The sequence below is a fragment of the Streptomyces sp. HPF1205 genome (assembly GCF_020400825.1).
Taxonomy (GTDB): domain Bacteria; phylum Actinomycetota; class Actinomycetes; order Streptomycetales; family Streptomycetaceae; genus Actinacidiphila.
In genome coordinates this window covers 26,286-50,162 of the sequence record NZ_JAINVH010000031.1, presented here as the reverse complement: position 1 = coordinate 50,162, position 23,877 = coordinate 26,286, and the positions used below count along the sequence as shown (strand labels likewise).

23 protein-coding genes, 1 tRNA gene and 3 pseudogenes are annotated in these 23,877 nt (G+C 73.9%); 9 read left to right on the top strand and 18 right to left on the bottom strand.

What is annotated here, in order from left to right; all coding sequences use genetic code 11:
- Nucleotides 1-17 precede the first annotated feature (17 nt).
- Nucleotides 18-413, bottom strand: a pseudogene (locus tag K7G61_RS27995) (chloride channel protein); the annotation flags it as partial.
- Nucleotides 414-1,123: 710 nt separating this feature from the next.
- Between K7G61_RS27995 and K7G61_RS27990 the strand changes: the two are divergent.
- Nucleotides 1,124-1,333, top strand: a complete 210-nt coding sequence (locus K7G61_RS27990; RefSeq protein WP_225849788.1) for a hypothetical protein — start codon at nt 1,124-1,126, stop codon at nt 1,331-1,333.
- 64 nt (nt 1,334-1,397) lie between these two features.
- Here K7G61_RS27990 and K7G61_RS27985 read toward each other — a convergent pair whose 3' ends face one another.
- The 6 genes from K7G61_RS27985 to K7G61_RS27960 form a co-directional block, all read right to left on the bottom strand.
- Nucleotides 1,398-2,243 (bottom strand): RNA polymerase sigma factor SigF, encoded by an 846-nt coding sequence (locus K7G61_RS27985; RefSeq protein ID WP_225849787.1) that lies wholly within the window; start codon nt 2,241-2,243, stop codon nt 1,398-1,400.
- Nucleotides 2,244-2,408: 165 nt separating this feature from the next.
- Complete coding sequence (locus K7G61_RS27980) at nt 2,409-3,260, bottom strand: RNA polymerase sigma factor SigF (protein WP_225849786.1); 852 nt, start codon at nt 3,258-3,260, stop codon at nt 2,409-2,411.
- A gap of 156 nt (nt 3,261-3,416) precedes the next feature.
- Nucleotides 3,417-3,581: a hypothetical protein gene (locus tag K7G61_RS27975; protein WP_225849785.1), complete on the bottom strand. Its 165-nt coding sequence runs from the start codon at nt 3,579-3,581 to the stop codon at nt 3,417-3,419.
- 331 nt (nt 3,582-3,912) lie between these two features.
- Nucleotides 3,913-3,999 (bottom strand) — tRNA-Ser (locus K7G61_RS27970).
- A gap of 10 nt (nt 4,000-4,009) precedes the next feature.
- Complete coding sequence (locus tag K7G61_RS27965; protein WP_225849784.1) at nt 4,010-4,609, bottom strand: nucleoside deaminase; 600 nt, start codon at nt 4,607-4,609, stop codon at nt 4,010-4,012.
- Between the two features lie 80 nt (nt 4,610-4,689).
- Entirely contained in the window at nt 4,690-5,226 is a 537-nt protein-coding gene (locus K7G61_RS27960; RefSeq protein ID WP_225849783.1) for a hypothetical protein, read from the bottom strand.
- Between the two features lie 515 nt (nt 5,227-5,741).
- Between K7G61_RS27960 and upp the strand changes: the two genes are divergently transcribed.
- Nucleotides 5,742-6,377 (top strand): uracil phosphoribosyltransferase, encoded by a 636-nt coding sequence (upp, locus tag K7G61_RS27955; RefSeq protein WP_225849782.1) that lies wholly within the window; start codon nt 5,742-5,744, stop codon nt 6,375-6,377.
- Between the two features lie 117 nt (nt 6,378-6,494).
- Here the strand turns inward: upp and K7G61_RS27950 are convergent, their stop codons facing one another.
- Together K7G61_RS27950 and K7G61_RS27945 are read right to left on the bottom strand one after the other, a co-directional pair.
- A complete protein-coding gene (locus K7G61_RS27950; RefSeq protein WP_225849781.1) occupies nt 6,495-7,163 on the bottom strand; it encodes a LytR C-terminal domain-containing protein in 669 nt (222 codons plus the stop codon).
- Nucleotides 7,164-7,184: 21 nt separating this feature from the next.
- Nucleotides 7,185-7,481 (bottom strand): type II toxin-antitoxin system VapB family antitoxin, encoded by a 297-nt coding sequence (locus K7G61_RS27945; protein ID WP_093712089.1) that lies wholly within the window; start codon nt 7,479-7,481, stop codon nt 7,185-7,187.
- Nucleotides 7,482-7,886: 405 nt separating this feature from the next.
- Between K7G61_RS27945 and K7G61_RS27940 the strand changes: the two genes are divergently transcribed.
- From K7G61_RS27940 to K7G61_RS27930, 3 genes are read left to right on the top strand one after another with little or no spacing between them, the layout of a single operon-like run.
- The gene (locus K7G61_RS27940; protein WP_225849780.1) at nt 7,887-9,620 is read left to right on the top strand and encodes a SpoIIE family protein phosphatase; all 1,734 of its coding nucleotides are present in this window, start codon (nt 7,887-7,889) and stop codon (nt 9,618-9,620) included.
- Between the two features lie 53 nt (nt 9,621-9,673).
- On the top strand, nt 9,674-10,147 hold the full coding sequence (locus tag K7G61_RS27935; protein WP_225849779.1) for a DUF1992 domain-containing protein: 474 nt from the start codon (nt 9,674-9,676) through the stop codon (nt 10,145-10,147).
- Complete coding sequence (locus K7G61_RS27930; RefSeq protein WP_225849778.1) at nt 10,137-10,772, top strand: hypothetical protein; 636 nt, start codon at nt 10,137-10,139, stop codon at nt 10,770-10,772. The genes K7G61_RS27935 and K7G61_RS27930 overlap by 11 nt, the downstream gene beginning before the upstream one ends.
- On the opposite strand, the gene K7G61_RS27925 is transcribed toward K7G61_RS27930, so the two are convergent.
- Nucleotides 10,760-11,851: a hypothetical protein gene (locus tag K7G61_RS27925; RefSeq protein WP_225849777.1), complete on the bottom strand. Its 1,092-nt coding sequence runs from the start codon at nt 11,849-11,851 to the stop codon at nt 10,760-10,762. The two genes, K7G61_RS27930 and K7G61_RS27925, sit on opposite strands and share 13 nt — an antisense overlap.
- A gap of 441 nt (nt 11,852-12,292) precedes the next feature.
- Here K7G61_RS27925 and K7G61_RS27920 point away from each other — a divergent pair, with 441 nt between their 5' ends.
- A complete protein-coding gene (locus K7G61_RS27920; RefSeq protein ID WP_225849776.1) occupies nt 12,293-12,559 on the top strand; it encodes a hypothetical protein in 267 nt (88 codons plus the stop codon).
- A 211-nt stretch (nt 12,560-12,770) separates the two neighbouring features.
- Here K7G61_RS27920 and K7G61_RS27915 read toward each other — a convergent pair whose 3' ends face one another.
- The gene (locus tag K7G61_RS27915; protein WP_225849775.1) at nt 12,771-13,274 is read right to left on the bottom strand and encodes a DUF5949 family protein; all 504 of its coding nucleotides are present in this window, start codon (nt 13,272-13,274) and stop codon (nt 12,771-12,773) included.
- A gap of 295 nt (nt 13,275-13,569) precedes the next feature.
- Here K7G61_RS27915 and K7G61_RS27910 point away from each other — a divergent pair, with 295 nt between their 5' ends.
- A complete protein-coding gene (locus K7G61_RS27910; RefSeq protein WP_225849774.1) occupies nt 13,570-14,634 on the top strand; it encodes a hypothetical protein in 1,065 nt (354 codons plus the stop codon).
- A gap of 196 nt (nt 14,635-14,830) precedes the next feature.
- Nucleotides 14,831-15,091 (top strand): chaplin, encoded by a 261-nt coding sequence (locus tag K7G61_RS27905; RefSeq protein WP_225849773.1) that lies wholly within the window; start codon nt 14,831-14,833, stop codon nt 15,089-15,091.
- A 146-nt stretch (nt 15,092-15,237) separates the two neighbouring features.
- On the opposite strand, the gene K7G61_RS27900 is transcribed toward K7G61_RS27905, so the two are convergent.
- Nucleotides 15,238-16,107: a tyrosinase family protein gene (locus K7G61_RS27900; protein WP_225849772.1), complete on the bottom strand. Its 870-nt coding sequence runs from the start codon at nt 16,105-16,107 to the stop codon at nt 15,238-15,240.
- Between the two features lie 103 nt (nt 16,108-16,210).
- Entirely contained in the window at nt 16,211-16,621 is a 411-nt protein-coding gene (locus K7G61_RS27895) for a tyrosinase cofactor (protein ID WP_225849771.1), read from the bottom strand.
- Nucleotides 16,622-17,002: 381 nt separating this feature from the next.
- On the opposite strand from K7G61_RS27895, the pseudogene K7G61_RS27890 reads away from it, so the two are divergent.
- Nucleotides 17,003-17,983, top strand: a pseudogene (locus tag K7G61_RS27890) (glycoside hydrolase family 26 protein); the annotation flags it as partial.
- Here the strand turns inward: K7G61_RS27890 and K7G61_RS37385 are convergent.
- The 5 genes and pseudogenes from K7G61_RS37385 to K7G61_RS27865 form a co-directional block, all read right to left on the bottom strand.
- On the bottom strand, nt 17,898-19,220 hold the full coding sequence (locus tag K7G61_RS37385) for a GNAT family N-acetyltransferase (RefSeq protein WP_374204267.1): 1,323 nt from the start codon (nt 19,218-19,220) through the stop codon (nt 17,898-17,900). The pseudogene K7G61_RS27890 and the gene K7G61_RS37385 overlap by 86 nt on opposite strands.
- A 5-nt stretch (nt 19,221-19,225) precedes the next feature.
- The gene (locus K7G61_RS27880; RefSeq protein WP_225849769.1) at nt 19,226-19,903 is read right to left on the bottom strand and encodes a lipopolysaccharide biosynthesis protein; all 678 of its coding nucleotides are present in this window, start codon (nt 19,901-19,903) and stop codon (nt 19,226-19,228) included.
- A 443-nt stretch (nt 19,904-20,346) separates the two neighbouring features.
- Nucleotides 20,347-21,282 (bottom strand): annotated as a pseudogene (locus K7G61_RS27875) (glycosyltransferase); the annotation flags it as partial.
- A complete protein-coding gene (locus K7G61_RS27870; RefSeq protein ID WP_225849767.1) occupies nt 21,279-22,073 on the bottom strand; it encodes a polysaccharide deacetylase family protein in 795 nt (264 codons plus the stop codon). The pseudogene K7G61_RS27875 and the gene K7G61_RS27870, both read right to left, overlap by 4 nt.
- Nucleotides 22,070-23,872, bottom strand: coding sequence for a lipid II flippase MurJ (locus K7G61_RS27865; RefSeq protein ID WP_374204263.1), 1,803 nt, complete (start codon nt 23,870-23,872; stop codon nt 22,070-22,072). Before K7G61_RS27865 ends, K7G61_RS27870 begins: the two co-directional genes overlap by 4 nt.
- Between the last annotated feature and the right edge of the window lie 5 nt (nt 23,873-23,877).

Here is a 23,877-nt window from a genome sequence, read left to right as displayed (position 1 = left end):
CGGTCGCGGCGCCCGGGTCACTCCCCCGGCCCGGCCCCCGCGCCAGTACCGGTCCCGGTACCGGTCCCCGTACCGGCACCAGTCCCCGCTCCGGCCTCCGCTCCGGCTTCCGCACCGCCTTGCCGGACCGCCGCCGGCCTCAGCGCGTACGAGGCGACGTACGCCACCACTACCGCGACGATCACCAGCGGCATCACCGTGAGCCCCTCCTTGCCCATCAGCAAGGTGGCCAGCAGCACGGAGGTCAGCGGCAGCCGGAGCATGGCCGCGGCCATCGCGCCGACCCCGGTCGCGAAGCCCGCGTCGAGGGAGAGGCCGGGCAGGCGGGACAGCAGGATGCCGCCCGCGGCGCCGACGAACAGGGACGGGAAGATCGGACCGCCGCGGAAAGCGCTCAGGCAGCCGCCGTAGGCCTGGGACTGCTCGTCCTCGGGACGCTCGGCAGTTCGAGCGAGAACGTGCCCAGGCCCGTCCACGACCCCAGCGGCGAGCCGAGCAGCGAGCTGACGGCCGCGAAGGAGCCCGCCGCGCCCATCAGCGTGTAGGCCCGCTCGGCGGCTCGACCACCGCCGACTGGACCACCGCCGACTGAACCATCCCGCCTGCCGGCGCTCGGCCCACGACACCCCTGGAGCCCGCCGTCCGGGCGAGCGGCCCGAACCCGATGGACCAACGCGCGCGAGATGTGGGCCCCGGCGGACGGCGTCGGCCGTCCCCTGCTTCGGCCGCCGCCAGGACCTCGTACCCCATCCGGCTCGCCTGGACCTCTCCGCTGCGGGTCAGGCAGGCCGGCCGGGGGCCGTCACCGGGTCGTCGCCCTCCTTGCGGAAGGAGCATTCCGTTTCCGGTGAAGCCGGTCTACCCGCCGTGGCCTGCGGCAAACCGCTCCGGGTGCCGCGCGGACGGCGCCGAAGCGCGGGCGGGCGCCGGTCGTCGTATACGCGTCCAGCATGTCGAGGGGCTGCCGCCGCTCGTGGGCGGTACGGCCGCGTGCGCCGGCGCCTGGGCGCACAGAGCGCACGTCGAGGTCCGCATGGCCGACGTGTGTCATGGGTATGGGCAGCTGCCCGGGGTTGGATCCGGGGGTGCACGCCGTTCCGCCGACACGCTAAGGTCAGGCGGCATGTCGAACCCTTCGCCGCAGGTCCCCAACGGCCCGGACAACAATTACGACCCGGCCGGCAGCACCCAGATGTTCCGCGCCTTCGTCGAGGAGCAGCCGCCCGCCGTCCAGGTCCAGCGCGCGCAGGCGCGCCCGCGCATCGGACTGATCGTCGGCGTGGTCGTCGCGCTGCTGGTCGTCGTCGGAGTGGTCGCGCTGGCGATGCGCTGACTCGCCCGCCGCGGTGGCACGGGTACGGGCGCGTACCCGGGCGCGCGGCCACTCCGTCGCGTCCTCAGACCTCCGCGGTCAGCCCTTCCCGCAACTGCGCCAGGGTGCGGGTCAGCAGCCGGGAGACGTGCATCTGCGAGATGCCGACCTCCTCGCCGATCTGCGACTGCGTCATGTTCGCGAAGAAGCGCAGCATGATGATCTGACGCTCGCGCGGCGGCAGTTGGGCCAGCAGCGGCTTGAGCGACTCGCGGTACTCGACGCCTTCCAGCGCCGAGTCCTCGTAGCCGAGGCGGTCGGCCAGCGTGCCCTCGCCGCCGTCGTCCTCCGGCGGCGGGGAATCCAGCGAGCTGGCCGTGTAGGCGTTGCCCACCGCCAGGCCGTCGACCACGTCCTCCTCGGAGACGCCCAGGCACGCGGCGAGTTCGGCCACGGTGGGGGAGCGGTCGAGCTGCTGGGAGAGTTCGTCGCTCGCCTTGGTCAGCGCCAGCCGCAGCTCCTGCAGCCGGCGCGGCACCCGCACCGACCAGCTCGTGTCGCGGAAGAAGCGCTTCACCTCACCGACGATGGTGGGCATGGCGAAGGTGGGGAACTCCACCCCGCGCTCGCAGTCGAACCGGTCGATCGCCTTGATCAGGCCGATCGTGCCGACTTGGACGATGTCCTCCATCGGCTCGTTGCGGCTGCGGAAGCGGGCGGCGGCGTACCGCACGAGGGGCAGGTTCAGTTCGATGAGCGTGTCGCGGACGTAGGTGCGTTCCGGGCTGTCCACAGGGAGTTCCGCCAGACGCAGGAACAGCGAACGGGACAGCGTACGGGTGTCGATGGCCTCGCCGTGAAGAGCATCGTGCGGTGCTTCGGCGTCGTCCTGCTGACGCAGCACCTTGGGACTGCCCACCTGTACGGACATGCCACCCCCTTGAGGTCGCGGACGGGTGTCGCGAGCGACGTGTTCCACCTCTGGAATACCGGACGCACGCCCACGACAAACGCGGTATCCGCAGAATGTCACATGTCGGCAACGCGCTGTAGCGTCATGTCGACATATCTTCGCAGGTGGCTTAATCCCGCTGAGCTACGGTTCGATCTGGTTTGCGGACCGCAGCCTGGCGAAGCTGCGGGACAGCAGGCGTGACACGTGCATCTGGGAAACGCCCAGCTCGGCGCTGATCTGGGACTGCGTCAGGTTGCCGAAGTAGCGCAGCAGCAGGATCCGCCGCTCTCGTTCCGGAAGCTGGACCAGAAGGTGCCGGACCAGGTCCCGGTGCTCGACGCCGGACAGCGCCGGGTCCTCGTAGCCGAGGCGGTCCAGCAGACCGGGCGCCCCGTCCCCCTCCTGCGCGGCCTCCAACGAGGTGGCGTGGTACGCGCGGCCGGCCTCCAGACAGGCCAGCACCTCGTCCTCGGACAGCCCGAGCCGCTCGGCGATCTCGGCGGTGGTGGGCGAGCGGCCGTGCAGCACCGTCAGGTCCTCGATGGCGCCGCTGACCTGCACCCACAGCTCGTGCAGCCGGCGCGGGACGTGCACGGTCCTGACGTTGTCCCTGAAGTAACGTTTGATCTCGCCCACCACGGTGGGCATCGCGAAGGTGGGGAACTGCACCCCGCGGTCCGGGTCGAACCGGTCGATCGCGTTGATCAGGCCGATCGTGCCGACCTGGACCACGTCCTCCATCGGCTCGTTGCGGCTGCGGAAGCGGGCGGCGGCGTACCGCACCAGCGGCAGGTTCACCTCGATCAGCGCGGCCCGCACCCGGGCGTGCTCGGGGGTGCCCGGCTCCAGCCGGCTGATCTGCTCGAAGAGCACCTGGGTGAGCGCCCGTGCGTCGGCCGCGTTCGTGCTGGGCGGCCGCGTCCTGCCGCGCGGATACGTTGTCGACGCCGCCGCCGTGGTCGACGTTGACGCCGTACGGGCCGACACCGGCACACCACACCCCTCATCGGTCCACTCGTCCGGCAAAAGCGGTCATAGCATCACAATTCATGCGTCCTTCGCGCAAGCACCGCATATTGCCGTGTTGTACGAGCGGGGACACGGCAGAGCCCCCCGCCGCCGTGCGGCAGGGGGCTCGGTGGCGCCGCGTCAGTTGGCCAGGTCGTGCATGAACTGGCCGATGCTCTTGGCGGCGTTCGATATCCCCACGAATCCGACCTGCACGAGGTCCGCTGCCCGGGCGGGCTGGTCGATGATCGTGTAGAGCACGAAGATCACCAGCACATACGTGGCTATCTTCCTCGCCTGCGCCATGCCGCCCTCGCCCCTCCCCAGCCACGACTCCGCTCGCCGGCGGTCACAACCGTGCAATCGGTGAAGTGTATCCGTCAGACAGCGCAATCCGCCGACATCCGCGGCCCCGGAACGTCATCCTCCGGGTAAAACCCCGGCCCCTCAGCGGCCCTGTATGCGGCGCCCTCGCGTGAACGGCGATGAGCGCCGGGGGGCGAGCAGCCGGGGCGGGCACCCGGCGGCGGGGCGGGGGCCGCGGGCGGCACGCCGGGAAACGAGACCGGAAAGGAGACCGGAACGGGACGAGGCAGCGGAGAAAGATCTCCACTGCCTCGGTCGGTGCTGCTCGGAGCGGTAGCGGTGGGATTTGAACCCACGGAGGGCGTGAACCCTCACACGCTTTCGAGGCGTGCTCCTTAGGCCGCTCGGACACGCTACCGAGGGAGATGCTAGCCCATCGGGGGCCGTGGTCCGAAATCGGTTGTCCGGAAGAAGCCGGAGAGGAGGGCGGCAGCCGGTGCGCCGAGGACACCGGGGACGACCTCGGGACGGTGGTTGAGGCGGCGGTCGCGGATCAGGTCCCACTGGGACCCGGCGGCGCCCGCCTTGGCGTCGCGGGCGCCGTAGACGACGCGGTCCAGACGGGACAGGACGATCGCGCCCGCGCACATGGTGCACGGCTCCAGGGTGACCACCAGGGTGCACCCGGTGAGCTGCCATTCGGCGCCGCGGGCGCTGTCCGGCGGGCGGGTGTCCCCGGTGCTCCGGCCGGTCCGGCCGCCCCGCCCGTCGGGACCGCCGAGTCCGTCCGGGCCCGCGTCCCGGCCGTCCCGGGGGTCAAGCCCCGCGGCGGTGCCGGGGCCCCCGGCCAGTGCGGCGGCCGCGCGGCGGATGGCCAGGATCTCGGCGTGCGCGGTCGGGTCGCCGGTGGCCTCGCGCTCGTTGCGTGCCCGGGCCACGACCGTGCCGTCCGCGGACAGCACGACCGCGCCCACCGGCACGTCGCCGGTGAGCGGGGCGAGTTCGGCCTCCGCCAGCGCCAGCCGCATGGCGGCGACCCAGGGGTCACGGACGGGGTCCCCCGCGGGGACACCCGGGGCAGGGTCCCCCGCAGGGGAGGGGAGTGCGGTCAGCGGACCGCCTCCAGCACATCCGCGCAGCCGAGGGCGTCGGCGATCTCGCCGAGCGCCTCGCCGGTCAGCGCGCCGTCCCCGCTGAGCGCCAGCAGCTCCTTGGCGCTCATGCCGAGGTCCGCCAGCAGGTCGGTGTCCCCCAGCGGGCCGGCCGGCACATGGTCCTCCGAGGGGCCGGCCACGGCGTCCTCGTCGTCGCTTTCGCCGTCCTCCGTGCCGTCGAGGTCGACCAGCTCGTCCAAGTCCTGCGGGTCGCGGCCCAGCACCTCGTCGGTGAGCAGGATCTCCCCGTACGAGCTGCGGGCGGCCGCGGCCGCGTCGGACACATAGATCCTGGGGTCCTCTTCACCGTCGACCCGGATGACGCCGAACCAGGCGTCCTCCTGCTCGATGAAGACCAGAACCGTTTCCTCCTCGTCGCCGGCTTCGCGGGCCAGGTCGCTCAGATCGGCGAGGGTTTCCACATCGTCGAGATCGGGTTCGCTCGCTTGCCAACCGTCCTCGGTGCGCGCGAGCAGTGCGGCGAAGTACACCGTGACTCTCCCACTGGGTTCAGGCCGTCCGGACCGGGTAGGGCCGCTTTCACATTCATGATGGCTTCATGATGGTCCCACCCACTCGGCATCGTGGCAGAAACCGGGGCGTTGCGAAGGGTCTTCTCCACCGCGACGTGCCAGGTCTTCGTCACTGACGCGGAAAACCGCCCGCCCGGCGCGATCTTGTGCGGCCTGGTCCGGGGCGTGTCGCGACCGGGCCGGGCCGCGGACGCCCTCTCGTGCGTGCCGCGCTCGTCACGCTGCGTCGACCTCCGGGCGGGCGGCGGATGCGATGCGAATCACACCGCCCGGGCGGCGGAACGCGACGGTTGGCGGCCGCCGGCGCGTCCCGGCGGCCGCCCTCGCCGTTCATCCGGCGGGCGTGGCGCCGGGCGAGGCGCCGTTTCCCCGAGGTTTCCCCCGAACGGGCGGTTTGGCCAGGCCCGGGCACAGAACGCGTCGGGCCGTCGCGGCCGGGCACGTCCCCGGAGCGGCCGGATACAGTCGTCCCCATGCGTCTCCACGTTGTCGACCACCCGCTGGTCGCGCACAAGCTCACCACCCTGCGCGACGAGCGCACCGACTCGCCCACCTTCCGGCGGCTCGCCGACGAGCTGGTCACCCTGCTCGCGTACGAGGCGACCCGGGACGTGCGGACCGAGCAGGTCGGCATCCGCACCCCGGTGGCGCCGACGACGGGGGTGCGGCTGTCCTACCCGCGCCCGCTGGTGGTGCCGATCCTGCGGGCGGGCCTGGGCATGCTCGACGGCATGGTCAGGCTGCTGCCCACCGCCGAGGTCGGCTTCCTCGGCATGGTCCGCGACGAGGCGACGCTGGAGGCGACCACCTACGCCACCCGGATGCCCGAGGACCTCTCCGGCCGCCAGGTCTACGTGGTCGACCCGATGCTGGCCACCGGCGGCACCCTGGTCGCGGCCATCCGCCTGCTCATACAACGCGGCGCCGACGACGTGACCGCCCTGTGCCTGCTCGCCGCCCCCGAGGGCGTCCAGACCATGGAGCGCGAACTCGCCGGCCAGCCCGTCACCGTCGTCACCGGCGCGGTCGACGAGCGGCTCAACGAGCACGGCTTCATCGTCCCGGGCCTGGGCGACGCGGGCGACCGCCTCTACGGCACGGTGAGCTGAGCCGCTTCCGCGGCCCGGCCGCCCCCGTCCGGGCCGGCCGGGTTCCCGTCCCGCCTGCCGCGGGCGCGCACCCGCGGGTGTGGTCGTGGCGTTGAGGCGTGGTCCCGGGGCGTGCCGTCAGTGTTTCGGCGACGCGCTCGGGGTGGTGCACACCGGCTTCGGCGGCGGGGGGTTGGCGGCCGTCACGCGGGCCTTGGCCGCGTCCGCCGGGGAGGCCAGCGCCTTGAAGCCGTCGCCGATGAGCAGGTCGACCGCCGTGCCCTTGCGGGTCGGGTCGATCTTGACGGAGGAGCCGGCCACCTGCGTCCCGGCCTCACGCGCCGCCGCCTCGCCGGCCGGTCCGGCCACCAGCAGGGCCGATGCGGTGACCTTCTTGTCGTAGGCCGTGGGCGCGTTGCCGAACGAGGCCACCTTGAATCCGCGCTGGGCCAGTTGGTCGGCGGTGTTCTTGGCGAGGCCGCCGTGCGTGGTCGCGTTGAACACGTTCAGCGTCACTCCGGACGGCTGCGGCAGCGGGACCGGCTTGCCGGTGGAGGTGGGCGCCGCCGCCGGCTTGCAGGACACGTGGTTCCGCGGCCCCGCGCCGGCCTTGGCGCCGCCGCCGTTGTCGCCCTTGAAGACGTGGTAGAGCTGCAGCGCTCCCCAGCCGAAGAGGCCGAGCACCACCACCGTGGCGACCATGGCCGCCAGGACGCGGCCCCGCCTTCGGGGCCTGCGCATCCGCGGATACGCCTCCCCGGTGATCCGGTACTTCCCACCCATTCCGGAGGGAGTCAGCATGCTCATGAGCGCAGCGTAAGCGGATTGTCAGTCCATCTCCAGGACCCGGGCGTGCAGCACCTGGCGCTGCTGGAGCGCCGCGCGCACCGCCCGGTGCAGGCCGTCCTCCAAATACAGGTCGCCCTGCCATTTCACGACGTGAGCGAACAAGTCCCCGTAGAAAGTGGAGTCCTCGGCCAAAAGTGTCTCCAGGTCGAGCTGCCCCTTGGTCGTCACCAACTGGTCCAGCCGCACGGGACGGGGCGCGACGTCCGCCCACTCGCGCGTGCTGACCCGGCCGTGGTCCGGGTACGGCCGCCCGTTTCCGATGCGCTTGAAGATCACACGGAAAGCCTACCGGCCCGGCTTGTCCGGGCGCAGCAGTGGCGCAGGGATGCGAGGGTAGCAAAAGGGATGGAACGGCGGCAAAGGTGCATACGCATGGCTCCGGGCGCCTCCGTGTGCCGTCCGCGCACCACTGAGGCGGGTGGGAGCCCGGGACCGGCGGCCGGTTGGCCGGGACCGGCGGGCGTCCGGGTGCGCCCCCTGCCCGTACGCAACCCGTACGACCCGATTCCGACGGCGCCTCGACGGCGTTCCCGCAGCCGATCGCCAGTACGAGGGGACGCGTGGTGCTGCGGGTGAGGCCTGTCGCCGGGGTCTTGCACGCATGGCGCGGAATCGCAGATTCGCGGCGTGGCGCGCACTGTGGAACGTACGGGGGCACCAGGCGCGGGAGGAGGGACGCCCATGGATGCCACCTACCCGCCGGAGTGGCTGTGCCGTGCGCTGCTGGACCGCACGGACGCCGGCATCGCCTTCCTCGACGTGGACCTGCGCTACGTGTACGTCAACGATGCCCTCGCGCGGATGAACGGCCTGCCCGCGCCCGCGCACGTCGGCCGCGCCATCGCCGACGTCGTACCCAAGGTGGACGCCGGCGAGCACGTGCTGCGGGAGGTCCTCGCCGACGGCACGCCGCGGGTGATGGTCTCCAGCGGCCAGACCCGGGCCGACTCCCCGCACGAGCGCCGCTACTGGCAGGGCAGCTACTTCCGGCTGGAGGACGAGACCGGGAAGCCGCGCGGCCTCGGGGCGATCGTCATGGAGGTCAGCGCGGACCGCGAGAGCCAGCGGGAGCTGGAACGGGCCCGGGAGCGCCTGCTGCTCCTGGACGCCGCCGCCGTCCGTATCGGCACCACCCTGGAGATGGACCAGACCTGCCAGGAGCTGGTGGACCTGCTGGTCGAGGTGATCGCGGACGCCGCCACCGTGGAGGTCCTGTCCATGAGCGGCGGCGAGGGCCGCCGCCCTCCCCCGCACGGCACGCTGCGGCTGCGCCGGGCGGCGATGGCGGCCAGACCCGCCATGCGCGACAAGATGCGGCAGTTCGGCGTGCCCGGGGAGCACGTCGACTACCAGCCCGGCGCGGCCATCCCCCGCTGCCTTGAGACGGGCCGGCCGGTGGTCTCCAACCTGGCCACGGACGCGGAGCTGGCGCGGGCCGCACCCAATGTGGAGCGGGTCGCCCGCTACCGCGCGGCCGGCATCCACTCGGCGATGACGGTTCCGCTGGCCGCGCGCGGCGACCAGATCGGCACGGTCACCCTGGTACGGGCCGGGATGTCGGCCGCCTTCGACGAGGAGGACATCGCCGTCGCCCGCGCCCTGGCCGACCGGGCCGCGCTCAGCCTGGACAACGCCCGCCGCTATACCCGCGAGCACGCCATCGCGGTCGAACTTCAGCGGGCGCTGCTGGCCGCCCCCGCCACGGAGTCCCCGCACGCCGGGATCGACGTGGCCACCCACTACCTGCCGGCCGGCACCAGCGACCTGGTCGGCGGCGACTGGTTCGACACGGTCGCCCTGCCGGACGGTACGGCCCTGCTGGCCATGGGCGACGTGATGGGGCACGGGGTCGAGGCGGCGGTCGAGATGAGCCATTACCGCTCGATGCTGCGGATCGCCTGCGGCGAGCCCGGTTCGCCGCACGAACTGCTGCGGCGGATGGACGCCCTGCTGTGCGCGGTCGGCTCGGAGCGCCCGGCGACCTGCCTGCTGGTCTTCGCCGATCCGGTACGGGGCCGCTGCTGGAGCGCCAACGCCGGCCACCTGCCGCCCGCGCTCGTCACCACCTCCGGCGCGGTCGCGCTGCTCGACGTGCCGCCCGGCCCGCCGCTCGGCGCGGACCTGGGCGGCGGGTACGAGACGGTGCCGCTGGCCTGGGGGCGGGGCGAGACCCTGCTGCTGTACACCGACGGCCTGGTCGAGCGCCGCTTCGAGGACATCGACGCCTCGCTGGCCCGGCTGGCGGCGCTCCGGCTGCCGCAGGCGTCCGGCCCGCTGGACGTACTCCTGGCGCGGATCGTGCAGCGGCTGGCCCCGGCGTCGCCCGAGGACGACGTGGCGCTGCTGGCGGCGCGGCAGCGCACGCGGACCCGGCCTGTGGACAACTCCCGACAGGCCCGGCGGCCGAGCTTGTAGCCTCGAAAGCGTGTCCCCTTCCCGTCCGGTGGCGGGCAGTCGAGGAGTGAGCCATGACCGAACGCAAGCCGCCCGGGCTTCCCTTCGAGACCTGGGCGGACCGGCAGATCCGCGAGGCCGAGGCGCGCGGTGACTTCGCCGGCCTGCCCGGCGCGGGCAAGCCCCTGCCCTCGCTGGACGCGCCGTACGACGAGATGTGGTGGGTCAAGGACAAGATGCGGCGCGAGGGCCTGTCCTTCCTGCCGCCTTCGCTGGTGCTGCGCAAGGAGGCGGAGGACGCCCTGGCCGAGGCCGCCTCGGCCGGCAGCGAGGAGGAGGTGCGGCGCATCGTCACCGCCGTCAACGAGAAGATCGCCGCCGCCGTTCGCCGCCCGCCGGAGGGGCCGCCGCTGAACCTGGTGCCCTTCGACGTGGAGCGTGCCGTGGCCGATTGGCGGAGCAGGCGCGGCGAGCGGCCGACGGGGGAGGGCGACAGGACGCCGGACGAGGGGCGTCCGGGCGGAGGGGGTGGCCGGCGTGCGGTTTGACGCCGTGCCCAAGCCGGCCGCGGTCGAGGCGCGGCCGCGGGACGTACGCGGCTATCCCGTACCGGCGATCACGCCGTGGGACGGGGAGCGGGGGCCGCAGTTCGCGCTCACCGACTACGAGCGCAGCGCCGACTGCGCGCGCGGGCGGCTGTGTTCGGTGTGCGGCACCTTGATGCCGCGCGGGCCGGTGTGGCGGGTGGTGGGCGCGGCCGAGAGCGCGGCGATCGGCGAGGCACGCGCCTCGGGGCGGCCGTACCGGAACCTCGCACCGACGCTTGAGGGCCCCGGCCACCGGGCCTGCATGCTCTACGCCTCGATGGTCTGCCCCTACCTGGCCCGGCCCAACGCGCGGCGCGGACTGGACGCGAAGGCCCCGGACGACATGACGGCGCATGTGGTCCGGGGCGCGATACGCGGCGAGATGGGCGCGGTGGTGGGATTCGCGGACTACGAGTTCGCGATCACCGCCTCGCAGGTGCTGTTCCGTTTCGTCGACGTGGTGGAGTTCCTGCCGCACGACACGGCGGACGCCCACTTGGACGAGCTGCGCAGGGAACTGGCCGCTCGGGCGGAGGACCGGACGCGGGACCGTGTACCGGGCCCGCCGCCGGATCAGCCGCGGTAGGCGGGCAGGCCGACGTAGTCGGACACCTTGACCGGGGCGTGCGAGCCGTTCGCCGGGAGGGTGACGATGCCGGAGGGCGTACGGGCGGCGATGGTCTTCCCGTCCGCGGAGAAGGCGGGCTCGGTGTAGTCGGTGGCGGCGTTCGGAGTGAGGTCCTTGAACACCGGCCCGCTGGGCGTGGACTCCTCCAGGAACAGGTGGTCGTGGCCGCCCACCGAGCGGACGAACACGACGTCCCCGTCGTTGCCGGGCGCCATCGCCGGCTCCGAGCCCTTGGCCAGGGATGATCCCTGCTGGCGCGTGTAGTCGTCGCGGATGTAGACCTCGCCGGTGCCGGTGTTCGCGTACACCGCGGAACCGGACGGGCCGGCCGCGCTGGGCCACACGTTGCCGGTCTGCGGCAGTCGCTCGGTGTCCGGGTCGAACTCCGAGTACAGGCTGAGCACCTTCGGGGTTCCGTCATGGGCCGTGGCCGCGACACCGTACAGCTTCGAGACACCCCTCGCCCGCACCGCGAAGAAGATGTCGTTGAGCGCCGGGACACCGCTCTGGGCGTCCGCCCTGCGGACCCGCCAGGTGGGGTGCGACCAGGTCTGGCCGCCGGGGTTGCGGGCCACGGTCACCCGGCCGCTGCCGTCGGGGTTGCTGATGTCCAGGTTGCCCGAGCCGTCGACGAACACCGCCTTGCTGCCGTCCGGCGACCAGGCCAGGTCGCGCACGATGGTGCCGAAGTCGACGCGGGTGCCGTTCATGACGACGTACCGGGTGCCGTCGCTGACGGTCAGACCGTTGCGGGCGGTGCCGTTGAGGAGGGGGCCGGAGGGCGCGACCGGCTTGCTGCTCGCGGCGGGGACGGCGGGGTTGCCGTTCTTCCCGTTGCCTCCGGCCGAGGTGGTGCCGCCCGTGCCGTTCGCACCGCCCGTGGACGACGCGGAGGGCGACGTGCCCTTGGAGACGGGGTCGTTGGGCCCACAGGCCGACAGCAGCATGGCGGCGCCCGCGGTTATGCCCGCGGTGAGTGCGATGGCGGCGGCGGTGCCGCGCCGGCGGCGGGTGCGGCCCTCGGTACGAGCGGTCATGATGTGTTCCCCCATGAATGACGTGATGGTGCCGGTCACTGGCGCTTCGTCGGCGACTGCGCGCCTGATGGGGATCCTGACAGCGCAACTTCGCCGCTCTGTGCGGCCGTTGTCACCGTCGGGCAACAGGGGACCGGCGGAGTACGTCAGGGGGGCGTGGCCGGGACCGATGGGGCGGCGGGCCGGGGGGCGGTGGGCGGCGGTGACCGGTGGAGGGTGGACGGTGGTGACCGATGGCCAGTGACCGATGGCTGGTGGCCGGTGGGTGGTGGCCGGTGGGTGGTGGGCGGCGGCCGGTGCTCGGGACTTCGCGTCGGCGGCCTGCGAAGCCGTCCGCGGCCGGGCGGCCGTGGGCGAAAACGTGCGCGGGCGCGCTCGACCAACGGGTGAAGCCCGTGGTCCGGCCGTGCCCTCGCAGGGGCCTCGGACGTTGTATCGATCATGAACGCATTCCGCATCCTCACCACCGCCGCGGCGGGGTCCTTCCTCCTGGCCGCCGCCGCGCCCGTCGCCGCTCACGCCGCCGACCTGGGGTCGACGCTGACCAGTGCGGCACTGTCCGCCCAGGCCGCGGGGCAGCAGGCCGGCACGGCCACCTCCGGAGTGCTCGACGAGACCGGCGTGGGCAAGAAGGTCGGCGCGGTCAAGAAGGCCGTCCAGGCCGGCACCGACGCCGTGGACGCGGGCAACTCCCTGGTCAACGGCTGATCCCCGACCATCGGAAAAGGGGCGCCCAGCGAGGGCGCCCCTTTTTTGTCGGCGACGTCACGGGACGTGTGTACGGGACGTGTGTACGGGCCCGCCCATGCGCTCCCGTGCCCCGGCCGCGCGGGCGGCAGCGGTCCGGGCGCGTGCACCCGGGCGGCTGGGGCGGCCGTCGGCGTGTCGGCCCCGGTGGTTCCCGCGGGTCCGCCGCCCGTCAGGAGCGGATCGCGCCCACCGGGACCAGGAAGTGGGCGGCGCTGGTGAGGACGTCCTGGTCGCCGGCGAAGGCACGCAGCGCCTCCTCGCCGACCGCGGAACCGGGCGCGGCCTCGGGCCAGGGCCGGCTGGCGAAGATCACGTACACCGCGTCGCGCAGCCGGGCCGCGGTGGTCCACTCCTCCGGGACCGGGCACGTCACCTGGAGGTACGGCATGGTCAGGACCGCCTTGCCGCCCTCGACCAGCACCTTGATGTCGGTCCGCGAGGTCTGCGCCACGTCCAGGATCATGCCGCCCACGGGCAGCCCGCTCTCCTCGGCCGCTGCAAGCACCGCCGTCTCCGTGCCCGAAGGCCCCTCGATCCCGTCGCCGAGCGAATAGGCCATCAGAAAGGCGATGTCCGCGCCGTCCTCGGGGTGCTCACCGGCCCACGGGATCACCGCGAGGGTGCCCAACCGGCTCTGGATCGACGCCGCGGAGGCGGTATTGGTCTGGCTCATAACCCGGACCCTAGCCCGCACTGCGGCCGCGACGCGCCGGAAATCACCTCTGCGGGCCAGCGGAAGGCCGAGGATTCGCCCGTTCGAGCAGTTTTCCGCCGCTCCGGCCGACCCTAACGGCTCATTCGCGTATGCCGAATCCGCGGCCGCCGGAACGCCCGGAATTCCCCGGGTGCCGCCGTCGGCCCGCCAGGGGCCGGGCAATTCACCGGCCGGTCTTTCGGTTGCGGCGGTCCTGTTCGCTTTTCACGGTGGTCCCGGTAGTTGTCCCCCACGACGAAGGGAAAACCTCCCCATGCGTTACCCCCGGATCACCGGCGTTGCCGTCGCCTCCGCGCTCGTCGCCACCATCACGGGCGGCGCCCTGGCGGCCACCGCCGCTTCCGCCGACACGCCCCACCACTCCGTCTTCACCACCGCCAAGGCGCCGGCCGACGCCGTCACCCTGATCACGCGGGCCAAGGCGCTGGCGGGCACGGCCGACCTGGTCAAGCCGTCCAGCAAACTGATCCAGGACGCGCTCGCTCCGCACGCCTCGGCCGCCATCCTCGCCAGGGACGCGCAGGCCGCCAAGGCAGCCGTCAGCACGGCCAGGAGCCGCGTCCCGCAGTCGACGTCGCCGAACACTCCCGCGAACCCGAACGCCCCGCAGTCCCCGGCCCGCCCGAGCAGCCCGGCCAACCCCCAGGCGCCGGCCAAGCCGAGCAGCCCTGCCAACCCGCAGGCGCCGGCCAAGCCGAGCAGCCCTGCCAACCCGCAGGCGCCGGCCAAGCCGAGCAGCCCGGCGTCGCCCCAGTCCCCGGCGAGCCCGCAGTCCCCGGCTCGGCCGAGCGCCCCGAACGCCCCGCAGTCGCCCAGCATGCCGGCGAGCCCGCAGTCGCCCAGCATGCCGGCCGACCCCCAGGCCCCGGCCCGCCCGAGCAGCCCGAGCAGTCCGGCCCACCCCCAGTCCCCTGCTCACCCCCAGTCCCCCGTCGGCTCCCAGGCGCCCAGCGGCGCTTCCCAGGGGGCCGGCACGCCGATGTTCCCGGGTGGCCCCGGCGGTGTCGCCCTGCCGAAGCTCCCCGGCAAGCCGGCCGCGAACCGCTCCGCGCAGGAGTCCACGGATGACGCGCTGAACGAGCTGGACAACGCCATCGACGCGCTCGTGGCGTCCGTCGCCGGCGACGACTCCAGCACCGGCGTGCTCGGCGCCGCGACCACCCTGCTCACCGACCTGGCGAACTCGGTCGTCGCGATCGTGCTCGACACGGGCCTGCCGACCACGGCCCAGCCCGCCGCGCCAGCCACTCCCGCGGCGCCCGCCGCCCCGAGCGTCCCGGCGAGCCCCTCCGCCCCGGCCGCCGCGCCGGCGCTGTGATCCACCGCCCTGCCCCGTAGAACGCGGCACGGCGCACACCTGTGCCCGTCTGCGCGGCTTTTCACCCGTACGGGTTATTGGGCTCCCTCGTCACCGGTTCAGCTCAACTTGCGTGACTATTCGTGATCTCGGTCCGTTGCGCAGAGCGTCAAAAGCCGCACCCATTGCGGCTGGCTTTCGTCTCAGGGAGATCTTGATGTCGCGTATCGCAAAGGCTGCGGCTGTCACCGCTGCCGCGGGTGCGGTTCTGACCGCCGGTGCCGGGATTGCCGCGGCCGACGCGGGTGCCGAGGGAGCCGCAGTCGGTTCGCCGGGTGTGCTGTCGGGCAACGTGGTGCAGGTGCCGGTCCACGTACCGGTCAATCTGTGCGGCAACACGATCGACGTGGTCGGCATTCTCAACCCGGCCTTCGGCAACGCCTGCACCAACATTTCGGCCCACGAGGGCGGCTGGTAGTCCCGGTCCCCGACCGGGCTCGCCCCGACCCGGCCCGCCACGCCGTCCCGGCGCGGTGGGCCGGGTCGTCGTGCGTCGGTGCCGGCACCGGCGTTGCGCCGGATCGCCGTGCGTCATGTCGTCGCCCGCGGCCATGGGCGTACCGGTCAGCCTTCCTCGTACGTGTAGTAGGGCCGGTGGTCCAGCATCTCGGACGGCCGCACCCCCCACGGCGGCATGGGCTCGTCGAGGCTGATGACCCGGCCGTGCTGCGGGTCCCGTGCGCCCGGCGGCCGGGCGGGCAGGTAGCCCGACCTGGGATGGAGCCGCTGCCAGCGGACCCAGACCAGGTCGATGAAGGCGTGGTGCAGCCAGAACACCGGATCGTTGGGCGAGGCGCCGCCGACCATGTGGCCGCCCACCCACTGGTGGACCCGGTTGTGGAGGTAGCCGCCCTTGGTCTCGCTGACCGTCCAGCCCTCGATCTTGTTGCGGAAACCCTTCGTCTCCGGAGCCGAGTTCCATGGCGCCGTGTCGTACACGGGCATCGCCAGGGCGCCGTCCAGTTCGGCCTTCGTGGGCAGCGCGACGGGCCGGTCCGGGCGGCCGAGGTTCCGGGTGAGGTACGGCTCGGTGGTCACGCCGTTGGTGATCGTCCATTTGCCGTTGCGGTACGCGAACGGGCCGGTCATCACCTGCCCGTCGCTGTCGCGGCCGTCACCGCCCATGAAGTCGGGGCCCCACAGCGCCGCGTTCCGTTCGCGGTCGGTCGTCCAGTCCCAGTACGGAACGCTGAGCCCCGCGTCGAGCAGTTGCAGATCGCGCTCGAAGGCGAGCACGAAATAGCGGTGCCAGGGGAAGAACGTCGGCGCCATGTGGGCCACTCGCAGGCCGCTCTCGCCGTCGGCGGCGAAGTACTTGGCGTGCGTGGTCACGTACTTCTCGTAGGCGCCGAGACGCTTGAGCTCCAGGACGGCCTCCACGAACCGCTGGCGCTGACTGCTGGTCAGGTTCCGCTGATTCTTGCGCGTGTACACGGACGGGCCCCTCGGTCGTCGCGGCGGTGGGCGGTGGGCAGTGGGGGTCGGGCAGTGGGCGAGCGGCGGGTACGGCCGGCGGTGGGCGATCGGCGGGCGCCGGTCAGTGGCCCCCGTGGGCGTGGGCGGGTGCCCCGGCCAGTTGCGCCGGGCCGATCGTGTCGACCGCGCCCCGGGCGGTCGCGAGCGGGGACGGGTACGGCTGGTAGTGATTGGCCAGGCTGATCCAGGTGCCGTCCACCCTCCGCATCACCCGCAACGGCCGGCCGTCGACGAGGATCAGCGGCTCGGCGCCGTCACCTGCGGCGAACCCCTGGAGGCGGCGGCCGCGGTACACCTCGTCGAACAGCGGCGCCGGGCCGCCGGACACCTCCGCGCTCCCGGGCGAACCCGGGTCGGCCCGGACCGCGTCCCGCCGGCCGGCCGCCAGCATCGGCCCCAGCGCGGCCCCCGTGCCGGCCACCGCCGCGAAAGCCGTGGCCCCGCTTCCGAGCACTCTCCTGCGCGTCACCATGCCGGACTCCTTTCGGCCGCGTCCCACGCGCGGCGGCGCCCGCGACGGGCGGCCGGTTCCACCGGGGCGCGCTCATCATGCGCCCGGAGGGGTGAGCAGAAGCGGATAATCGGGCCGCGCTGCGCGCAAATTCCTCCAGCCGAGTGACACCGTCAGGTGTTTGTCGCGGGCCGGGGCACCAATTGCTGACGGCACGCCAGAAAGCGGCGCCCGACGGGAAGGGATGGGACGAAAACACGTACCGATTCGCGTCCGGACCGGTCGGGCACGGGACGGCAGGAGGCGTGCTTGACGACTGTCCGGTGCGTCCGTCCGGTGCGTCCGGTACATCGGACCTTCCGACAGATCCGATGCCGCGAACATCCGACAGAGGGAGAAACCATGGCCGACCGGCGCCTGTGGTGGGCACGTACGGGCGCCGCCATGGCGGCTGTCGCCCTCACCCTCTCCGGGCCCGGCCGTACCGCGCTCGGCAGCGGCACGCCCCCGGCGGACGCCCGCGCGCCCCTGATGGGCGCGTTCACCGACTCCGGCGCCGCCGGAGTCCGCGGCATTGCCGCCCTGGAGAAGTGGCTCGGCGGCGCGGAGATGCGCGTGGGCCGCACGTACCTGCCCGGTGACAGCTGGTCCGGCGTCGAGGGCGCCGGGGGACAGCTGGTGCCCTGGGCGGCGTGGAGGCGCGCAAGGACGGACCGGCTGCTCGTGCTCAACGTGCCGATGCAGGCGAACAACGAGGGCGGCCTCACCGACGCCCGGGTGCGGGACCTGCTCCGGGCCGGCGCGCGCGGCGCGAACGACGCGCACTTCACCCGTCTCGCCCGGCGGCTGGTCCGGCTCGGCGTGCCCGACGCGGTGATCGTGCTCGGCTGGGAGATGAACGGCACCACCTACACCAGCCGCTGCGCCCCCGACCCGGTCGGCTGGAGGACGTACTGGAGGCGAATCGTCGCCGCCATGCGGGCGGTGCCCGGCCAGCGGTTCCGGTTCGACTTCGCGCCCGACCGCGGCCGGGACGCGATCGCCTGGACCGCCTGCTACCCGGGCGACGCCACGGTCGACATCGTCGGCATGGACTCCTACGACCAGCCGCCCGGGGAGTCGTTCCACGACGAGGTGACCGAGCCGTACGGACTCCAGGCGCAGGTGGACTTCGCCGCCCGGCACCGCAAGGCGACCTCGTACCCCGAATGGGGGCTGTTCAGGAACGGTGACGATCCGCGGTACATGCGGCTGATGCTGGCGTGGATCGCCGCGCACAAGCCGCTGTACCAGAGCATCACGGACTACTGCCCGCACGGGGTGTGGCAGTGCCGGGCCAATCCCGAGTCGTCGGCGGTGTACCGGGCGGCGCTGTCCGGGAGGCGGGCGGGGACGCGGGCCGGTTCGCGGGCCGGTTCGCGGGCCGGTTCGCGGGCTGGGGTGGCGGCGCGGCATCGGCGGTGAGGGAGCCGCCGCGGGCCCCGCGCACGCGGTGGCGCAGCCTACGCAGCCGGGGGGAGCCCGCCGCCTTGGCGCGCAGGGAGGCCAAGGCGGCGTGGAGGAGCAGGGGGAGGGCCGCAGCCCGGGTGGCGAGGAGAAGGCGCTGATTGGTGCTCGCCGCGGGGCGCCAGTGCGCCTTGTACGGTTCGGTGCCGCGCAGGAGGCTGAGGGTGGCGCGGGCGGCCGCGGCTGTGTGGCGGACGCCGTGGCGCATCAGGAGGGTGCCGACGTGGACGCGGGTGGCGCGCAGGTCCGGGTGGGCGCCGTAGAGGTAGCCGCCGGTCAGGGTGGGTGACAGGACGGTGAGGTTGGCGGCGACCACCTCGCCGCCGACGCTGAACTCGGTGACGACGGCTTCCCCGCCGGCCGTCATCGCCGCCGCGGCGCGGGACAGATGGGTGGCGAACCGAGGCCGCAGGTGTTCGGGGTTCAGGCCGCGGCCCCGCCATTGCAGGGCGTGCAGCCGCAGCATGGTCGCCACCGCCTCGGGCACGTCCGCCGCGGGGACCTCGCGCTCCTCCACGCCCGCCGCGTCCAGCTTGCGCAGCAGCGACCTGACACGCTGGCCGCGCGAGCTGCCGAGGCGGGCGATCAGCGCGTCCATGGGCAGTCCCGGCAGTTCGAGGCACATCGAGTCGGCCAGCCGCCGCTTGGGCCCGCTCCAGTGCCTGTGGACGAGTTCCGCCGCGCCGCCCGCCCGTACCTCCCGCAGGTCGATCACGGTCCCGCGCGCCGCCCGCCGCAGCCCGGCGGCGAGGGCCCCGGCCACCTCCTCGGCACACGAAGCGTCGGCGAGGACGTCCATGAAGTCGGTGATCCGTCCGCCGAGCGGCACCAGGGCCGGCAGCGGGCGGTACGTGCGCATCATGGGCGCGGCTCCCACGAGGTCGCTCCCCCGGCGCACCAGAACCACCCGCAGCCGCCCCCGTACGCCGTACGAGAGCCACCACGAGTACAGCCAGGCGTGACTCTGGAAGGGCGTCGCCGACGGGCAGCGCGCGTGCAGCCGCCGCCATTGAGGCGCCAGCGCCCTGAACTCCGCCGGCTCGCGGCAAAGGGTGACGGTCAGTCCGGCGGGAGCGGGCGCCGGTGGCCGGCCGGGGGCGGCGGCCTTGGGCACGAGGGTCACACCGCCGCCCTCGCGGCTTCCTGCGCCTGGCCGGGCACCCCGGCCGCGGCCGCCCGCTCCTCGCGCTCCTTGGGGCGTACGAGGAGGACGAGCGCCCCCAGCAGGCCGCCCGCACTCGCGCCGACCGCGCCGGACAGGGCGGCCGAGGGCGAGGACGGGGCGGCGGGGGTCGCGGCCGGGGAGAACACGAGCAGTCGCACCCCCGTGGAGGCCGCGTCCTGGTTGCCGGTGGCCGCCAGGGACCGGGCGACGGCGTTGGCGATCCGGGCGGCGGCCTTGGCGCGCGCGTCGGTACCAGTGACCGCGATCATCGGCGCGTCCGGTGATGTCTGCGCGGCAACCTTTGGCTTCAGGTCGGACACGGCCATGCGCGAGGTCGCCTGCGCACCGGCCAGCACCGCCGACCCGGTGACGATCCGTCCGTACGCCTGGGCGAAGCCCAGCGCGGTGGCGGAGTCCGCGCTGTGCTGCGGTACGACGACGACGTAACTGGTGGCCGTGTACTGCGGGGTGGCCGCCAGGCCGTAGCCGAGACCCGCCGCCAGGCCGATGCAGATGCCCGCGGGGACCGGCAGCCGGCGCGGCAGCCGCCTGTGCGGGCCGCGCCCCGGGACGCGCCCGCCGCCGGACCCGGCGGCAGGAGTGATGGACTCGACCGAGGTGACGGTGTTCATGCCGCTGCTCATTTCTCGACCGGCCGGGCCGGGGACGCGGGGGTGGGGCCGGGAACGGACACGGCGCTCGCCGCGGCGGCCGGCCCGACCCGCTCGGAGGCAGGCGCGGGCACGATGGGCGGCGGGGGCACGATGGCGGGGCGGTGCCGGAACCGTCCGCCCGCCGCCAGCGCCTCGGTGTAGACGGCCATCACGCCGCGCGCGGTGCGTGCGATGTCGTAGCGGTGCAGAGCCGCCGGCACCGGCAGCCGGTTCGGACCGGCCGCCACCCGGGCGCGGATCGCGGCTTCGAGGTGCGGGGCGGCTCCGCTTGCCGGCCGGTCCGCCCGGCCTTCCCCCGCCCCCCGCCGTCGCGGCTGCTCGTCCCCGTCCCGCCGCCCCTCCTGGCCCTGGTCGTGGCCCTGTTCCAGGCCCCCGGGCTCGTCCGGCCGGGGGTCCGCCGGGACCCGCACGGCCCCGGGCACGGCCGCCGGGGACAGGTCCTCCACAGCCGGGCACGACACATAGAGCGCGGGCAGTCCGGCGGCCAGGGCTTCGACCACCGCCAGCCCGAACGACTCCTCCTGGGACGGGGAGACGAACAGGTCCATGGCGGCCAGGAGGTCGGGCACCTCGTGGCCGCCGGGGTCGGCGACCCTGGCCCGGCCGGCGATGCCGAGTTCGTGCATCTGCCGCAGCAGCATGACCTCCTCGGGCCCGTCGCCGGCCAGCAGCAGATGGGCCCCGGGAATCGCGGCGACCGCCCGGACGAGGACGTCGTACCGTTTGGCCTTGACGAACCGGCCGACTCCGCCGACGACGAAGGCGTGCGCGGGAAGGTCCAGCCGCAGCCTGGTGGCGGCGCGGGCGGTCTCGGAGAAGCGGAACCGGTCCAGTTCGATGCCATTGGGCGCGACGTGGATGCGCCCGCCGGGGATGCCCCAGGCGTCCAGCCGGTGAGCGACCGTGTCGGACACCGCGAGGGTCCCCTTGCCGAGCCTTTCCGTCGCCCGGTACAGGGCGCGGGTGCCGCGGCCGAGCGGGCGTCCCTCCATCTGGGTCGCGCCCAGGGAGTGCTCGGTGGCGACGACCGCCCTGACTCCGGCCAGGCGGGCGGCCAGGCGCCCGTACACGCAGGCGCGGTACAGGTGCGTGTGCACGACGTCGTAGCGGCCCGCCCTGATGTGCGCGGCCAGCCGGGGCAGCGCGGTCAGGTCGCGGTTGCCGGACATGCCCAGATGGGTGACGGGGACGCCGTCGGCCCGGATGGCGTCGGCCAGCGGCCCTGGATTGGTCAGCGTCACCACCTCGCAGTCCGCCGGCAGGTGCCGCAGCAGCAGCCGCAATTGCTGCTCGGCGCCGCCGATCCCCAACCCGGTGATGATGTGCAGGACTTTCATGTGTCGCCTCCTGGGAGAACGGGCAGGTCCGGTGCTTCCTCGGGGGGTCGCGGCATAGGCGCCGCCCACGGGTGGTCGGGCAGCAGGGAGCGGCGGGCGCGGTGGCGCAGCCGCTTGGCACGCAGCCGCAGCCCGGTGTCGGCCTGCCCCGCGTACGTGCGGGGCAGCGCGTAGCGGCACGCCAGCGGCCCGGGATCGACCGCGCAGGCGTACTCGTAGCCGGCGTCCCGTACGGCCAGCAGCGCCCTTGTGTCGACCGCGCCGTACGGGTAGCAGAAGCCCGCCGGGGCGGCGCCGGTGAGGTCTTCCAGGCGGCGGCGACTGCCGCGCACCTCCGCGAGAAGGGTGACCGCGTGAACGGCGGTCAGGTCGCGGTGGAGCAGCCCGTGCGAGCCGATCTCCATGCCCGCCGCGGTGATCTCCCGCAGTCCGGCGGCGTCCACGAGGCGCTTGCGCGGGCCGCGCGCGTCCCAGGCGTTCTCGCCGCCCAGGCGGCCGGGGAGGACGAACACGGTCGCGCTGTGGCCGTGCCGCAGCAGCAGGGGCAGGGCGGCGCGGCGGAAGTCGTCGTAACCGTCGTCGAAGGTGAGACCGACCAGCCGCCGTGCCGTGCCGTCGGCCATGGCGCGCAGCAACTCGCCCACTCCCACGCCCCTCAGCCCCCGGTCCGTCAGCCACGCCAGGTGGCGGGCCAACCGGCGCGGGGTGACCGTGAGCAGATAGGGGTCCTCCCGGCTGTCGTCGACGGAGTGGTACATCAGCGTCCAGGGCGCGCGGCGCACCTCTGTCATGGGCGGCCCTCCGGGCGGCTGCGGAAGCGGATGGGGCCGCCGGGCGGGGAGGCGGCCGGTTCGGTCTCGGTACGGATGCGGCGCGGCCGGAGGGGACGGAGGGGCCGGAGGGGGCCGCGTACGCCGTGACGGGCCGCCGCGGCGGTCGCGGCGAATGCGGCCGGCACCGCAAGGGCGCAGGCGCCCGTCGCGGCCAGAGGATCCCCGAGCGCGTCCGCGAGGGCCCATCCCGTGGCAGTGGCCGCCGCGGCGGCGAGCAGGACGCGGCACAGACGCGGAGCCATCACCCGCAGCCGTACGGCGACCGCGTGGGCGCCCAGGGCGCGCAGCAACAAGGCGGCGGTCATGGTGATTCCCGCCGCGTTGCCCGCCGCGATCCCGTAGACGCCCCACGGGCGAACCCCGATCGCGTCCACGGCAGCGGTGACGGCCAGACCCGCGGCCATGGCCGCGGCCGGATACCAGGTCGGCCTCCGGACGGAGAAGTACGGCCGGACCAGCGCGCCCACCAGGGTCTGGCCGAGCAGGCCGAGCGCGTACACCCGCATCACGGCCGCGGTCGCGGCGGTGTCGCCCGCGTCGAACCGGCCGCGCTGGAAGAGGAGCTGCACGATCCTCGGGGCGCAGGCGATGACGAAGGCGGCGCCGAGCAGGACGACGACACAGGCGAGCGTCAGGTCGCGTTCCACGCGCTGCCGCGCCTTCGCGCGGTCACCCGCGGCAAGGGCACGGGACACGGAGGGAAAGGTGACCGTGCACATCATGAGGGAGGCCGCCATGGGCAGTTGGGCGACCTTCTGGGCGTAGTTGAGGTGGGAGATGGCGCCGGGCGGCAGGGGGGCGGCGAAGAAGCGTTCCAGCAGGACCTGGGACTGGCGGGCGAGGGTGAAGAGGAGGACGGGCGCGGCAAGGAGCGCGAGGGCGCCGGCGGCACGCGGACCGTGCGCGTCCTTTGCGTTGCGGGGATCGTTCGGGTCGCGCGGACCGCCCGAGTCGTTCCGGTGACCCGGGTCGTTCCGGTGACCCGGGTCGTACGGGGTGCCGGGGGCCCACGCGGCCCGGTCGCCTGGGTCGCGGCCGGGCCGGGGCAGGCACATGGGCGACGAATCGCGCAGGACCGCTACCGCCGAGGGGAGTTGGACGGCGACCATCAGCAGGCCGCCCGCCGCCACTCCCGCGGCGGCCGCCCGCACCCCGAACCGGCCGTGGAAGGCCAGCATGGTGGCGACGATGCCCGCGTTGTAGGCGACGTAGACGGCGGCGGGCGGGACGAAGCGGCGATGGGCGCGCAGGGCGGCGCTGAGGTAGCCGGCCACGCCGAAGGTGAGGACGGCGGCGGCCGTGAGCCGGGTGCAGGCCACCGCTGCCGCCGGGTCGGCGATACCGGGCGCCAGGAGGCGTACGAAACAGGGCGCACCCGCGGCGAGCGCCCCCGTTGCGATCCCGAGCAGCACGAGCAGACGCGGCAAGGTGGCGCGCACCAGATCCCGCACCTCCCCGCCCCGGGACGCCACCACGCTGAAGGCGGGCACCATCACCAGCGCCATCGCGTCCTCGATCAGGACCGTCGCCGCCACCTCGGGCACAGTCCAGGCCACCAGGAAGGCGTCGCTCTCGGCCCCCGCGCCGAAGAGGTGGGCGACGCTCTGGTCGCGCGCGAGCCCCAGCAACGAGCCGGCCGCCGTGAGCGCGGCCGTGACGCCCGCGGCGCGGGCGGCTCCATGGGGCGCGGTGGCGCGGCGGACGGCCGACGCCAGTCCTCGCTGCCTGGTGGCGGTCGCGGTGGTCACGTCCGTCACGTCCG

Bases quoted from the DNA above. Each gene is read 5' to 3' on its own strand.
- K7G61_RS27990 (WP_225849788.1), top strand. From the start codon at position 1,124: ATGTCGAACCCTTCGCCGCAGGTCCCCAACGGCCCGGACAACAATTAC.
- K7G61_RS27985 (WP_225849787.1), bottom strand. From the start codon at position 2,243: ATGTCCGTACAGGTGGGCAGTCCCAAGGTGCTGCGTCAGCAGGACGAC.
- K7G61_RS27975 (WP_225849785.1), bottom strand. From the start codon at position 3,581: ATGGCGCAGGCGAGGAAGATAGCCACGTATGTGCTGGTGATCTTCGTG.
- K7G61_RS27965 (WP_225849784.1), bottom strand. From the start codon at position 4,609: ATGCGGCTGGCGCTGGCGGAGGCCGAACTCGCCCCGCTCACCGGCGAC.
- upp (WP_225849782.1), top strand. From the start codon at position 5,742: ATGCGTCTCCACGTTGTCGACCACCCGCTGGTCGCGCACAAGCTCACC.
- K7G61_RS27950 (WP_225849781.1), bottom strand. From the start codon at position 7,163: ATGAGCATGCTGACTCCCTCCGGAATGGGTGGGAAGTACCGGATCACC.
- K7G61_RS27940 (WP_225849780.1), top strand. From the start codon at position 7,887: ATGGATGCCACCTACCCGCCGGAGTGGCTGTGCCGTGCGCTGCTGGAC.
- K7G61_RS27935 (WP_225849779.1), top strand. From the start codon at position 9,674: ATGACCGAACGCAAGCCGCCCGGGCTTCCCTTCGAGACCTGGGCGGAC.
- K7G61_RS27925 (WP_225849777.1), bottom strand. From the start codon at position 11,851: ATGACCGCTCGTACCGAGGGCCGCACCCGCCGCCGGCGCGGCACCGCC.
- K7G61_RS27920 (WP_225849776.1), top strand. From the start codon at position 12,293: ATGAACGCATTCCGCATCCTCACCACCGCCGCGGCGGGGTCCTTCCTC.
- K7G61_RS27915 (WP_225849775.1), bottom strand. From the start codon at position 13,274: ATGAGCCAGACCAATACCGCCTCCGCGGCGTCGATCCAGAGCCGGTTG.
- K7G61_RS27910 (WP_225849774.1), top strand. From the start codon at position 13,570: ATGCGTTACCCCCGGATCACCGGCGTTGCCGTCGCCTCCGCGCTCGTC.
- K7G61_RS27905 (WP_225849773.1), top strand. From the start codon at position 14,831: ATGTCGCGTATCGCAAAGGCTGCGGCTGTCACCGCTGCCGCGGGTGCG.
- K7G61_RS27895 (WP_225849771.1), bottom strand. From the start codon at position 16,621: ATGGTGACGCGCAGGAGAGTGCTCGGAAGCGGGGCCACGGCTTTCGCG.
- K7G61_RS27880 (WP_225849769.1), bottom strand. From the start codon at position 19,903: ATGAACACCGTCACCTCGGTCGAGTCCATCACTCCTGCCGCCGGGTCC.
- K7G61_RS27870 (WP_225849767.1), bottom strand. From the start codon at position 22,073: ATGACAGAGGTGCGCCGCGCGCCCTGGACGCTGATGTACCACTCCGTC.